Origin of the sequence: Actinomadura montaniterrae (assembly GCF_008923365.1) — a bacterium.
Classification (GTDB): Bacteria; Actinomycetota; Actinomycetes; order Streptosporangiales; family Streptosporangiaceae; genus Spirillospora; species Spirillospora montaniterrae.
The window spans coordinates 1-1830 of record NZ_WBMR01000460.1; the positions used below are offsets into that span (position 1 = coordinate 1).

At 73.5% G+C, this 1830-nt stretch carries 3 protein-coding genes; 1 reads left to right on the top strand and 2 read right to left on the bottom strand.

Translation table 11 applies throughout. The features are described 5' to 3' along the window. Nucleotides 1–511: hypothetical protein (locus F9B16_RS50265; RefSeq protein WP_225992695.1), on the top strand; the 511-nt coding region annotated here is incomplete at its 5' end. Here F9B16_RS50265 and F9B16_RS50270 read toward each other — a convergent pair. Both F9B16_RS50270 and F9B16_RS50275 read right to left on the bottom strand, forming a co-directional pair. Next, nucleotides 508–1311 (bottom strand): SAM-dependent methyltransferase, encoded by an 804-nt coding sequence (locus tag F9B16_RS50270; RefSeq protein ID WP_151547327.1) that lies wholly within the window; start codon nucleotides 1309–1311, stop codon nucleotides 508–510. The two genes, F9B16_RS50265 and F9B16_RS50270, sit on opposite strands and share 4 nt — an antisense overlap. A gap of 153 nt (nucleotides 1312–1464) precedes the next feature. Continuing rightward, on the bottom strand, nucleotides 1465–1830 hold a 366-nt coding region (locus tag F9B16_RS50275), incomplete at its 5' end, for an acyl-CoA dehydrogenase family protein (RefSeq protein ID WP_264159870.1).

Here is a 1830-nt window from a genome sequence, read left to right on the forward strand (position 1 = left end):
CCGGTCCGCGGCCCGGGACGTCCCGCCGCCGCGGCCGCCCGCGGGTGGGGCGGCGCTCGCGCCGCCGCAGCGTGAGCCGGTCAGGCGGGTGCGGCTGACGGAGTCGCAGCGGGCGACCGTCGCCGGGTACGGCCCGCATGGGCGGGGCCTGCTCGGCCGCGCGGCGGCCGGGGACGCCGACGCGCTCTACCGGGTCGCGGTGCTGCTCGGCACCGATCCTGCCCGGGGCGAGGAGACCGTCCCGCTGCTGATCGAGGCCGCGGCGGCCGGCCATCCCGGCGCGCTGGACCTGCTGGACGCCTCGCCGGACGGGCTCGACGCCCAGGAGGCGGCACGCCACGCCCACCGGCTCGGCGACCGGGCGGGCCGGGGCCGCGACAGGGCCGGCCGGGAGGTCGCGCTCGTCTACTACCAGGCCGCCGTGCGGGGCGGGCGGCTCGACGCGGCGTTCGCGATCACCGAGATCCTGCAGCACGCGGACGGGCCGCCCGGCGGCGGACGCCCCGGCTAGGGCTTGCGGCCGACGCCGCCGTAGGCGTCCACGGGCTCCGGCTCGGTCCCGACGGTCACCTCGGGCCGCCACTCGTTCACCGGGACGACGCCGGGCTCCAGCAGCTCCAGGCCGTCGAAGAAGCGGCGGATCCGCTCGGGCGAGCGCAGCACGAGGCCGGCGTTGCCGGACGCGTTCCACACGTCGACGATCCGGTCCGACGCCTCACCGTGGACGACGTTCGTCCCGTCGTACATGGCGAAGTAGCTGCCGGACGGCGCCGCGTCCAGCAGCCGCCGGACGATCGAGTACGCCTGCTCGTCGTCGGTGATGAACTCGAGGATCCCCATCAGCGTGAACGCGACCGGGCGGTCGAAGTCGACGGTCTCGGCGGCCTTCGCCAGGATGCGCTCCGGGTCGCGCAGGTCGGCGTCGATGTAGGCGGTCACGCCCTCGGGGGTGCTGGTGAGCAGCGCCTGCGCGTGCGCGAGGACGAGCGGGTCGTTGTCGACGTAGACGATCCGCGCGTCGGGCGCGGCGCGCTGCGCGACCTCGTGGGTGTTGTCGACGGTGGGCAGGCCCGTCCCGATGTCGATGAACTGGCGGACGCCCGCCTCGGCGGCCAGGTGCCAGACGACCCGGTTGAGGAACAGCCGGGAGGCGCGGGCGAGGCGCGCCACGTCCGGGAGCATCCCGAGGATCTGGTCGCCGACCTCCCGGTCGACGGGGTAGTTGTCCTTGCCGCCCAGCCAGTAGTTCCAGATGCGCGCCACGTGCGACACGCTCGTGTCGATCTCGGGCGCGGGCCCGGTTCCGCTCATGCGCACTCCCTTGTCCGCGATGGACCGCCGGCACCACCATCCTGACGGCACTCCCCCGGCGGCGACAGCCTTTCGCCGTCACCTGCCGTCGCGGCGGTGTTTCCCGGGACGAGGCGCGTCAGCCGCCGTCGCGGCGCGGCAGGGAGCCGCGGATCACTTGAGGAGCTGGCGGGCGATGACCATGCGCTGGATCTGGTTGGTGCCCTCGTAGATCTGGGTGATCTTGGCGTCGCGCATCATCCGCTCCACCGGGAACTCCCGCGTGTACCCATACCCGCCCAGCAACTGGACCGCGTCGGTGGTGACGTCCATCGCCACGTCCGAGGCCAGCGCCTTGCACGCCGACGAAACAAAGGTCAGGTCCGGGATCTTCTCGCCGTGCATCGCCCGCTCGGACTTAATCGCCGCGTGATAGGTCAACTGCCGCGCGCCCTCCAGCCGCATCGCCATGTCCGCCAGCATGAACTGCACACCCTGGAAATCAGAGATCGGCTTGCCGAACTGGCGGCGCTCCTTGAC

What these genes read in the sequence shown, in the direction of transcription:
- F9B16_RS50270 (WP_151547327.1), bottom strand. Translation starts at nt 1,311, where the DNA reads ATGAGCGGAACCGGGCCCGCGCCCGAGATCGACACGAGCGTGTCGCAC.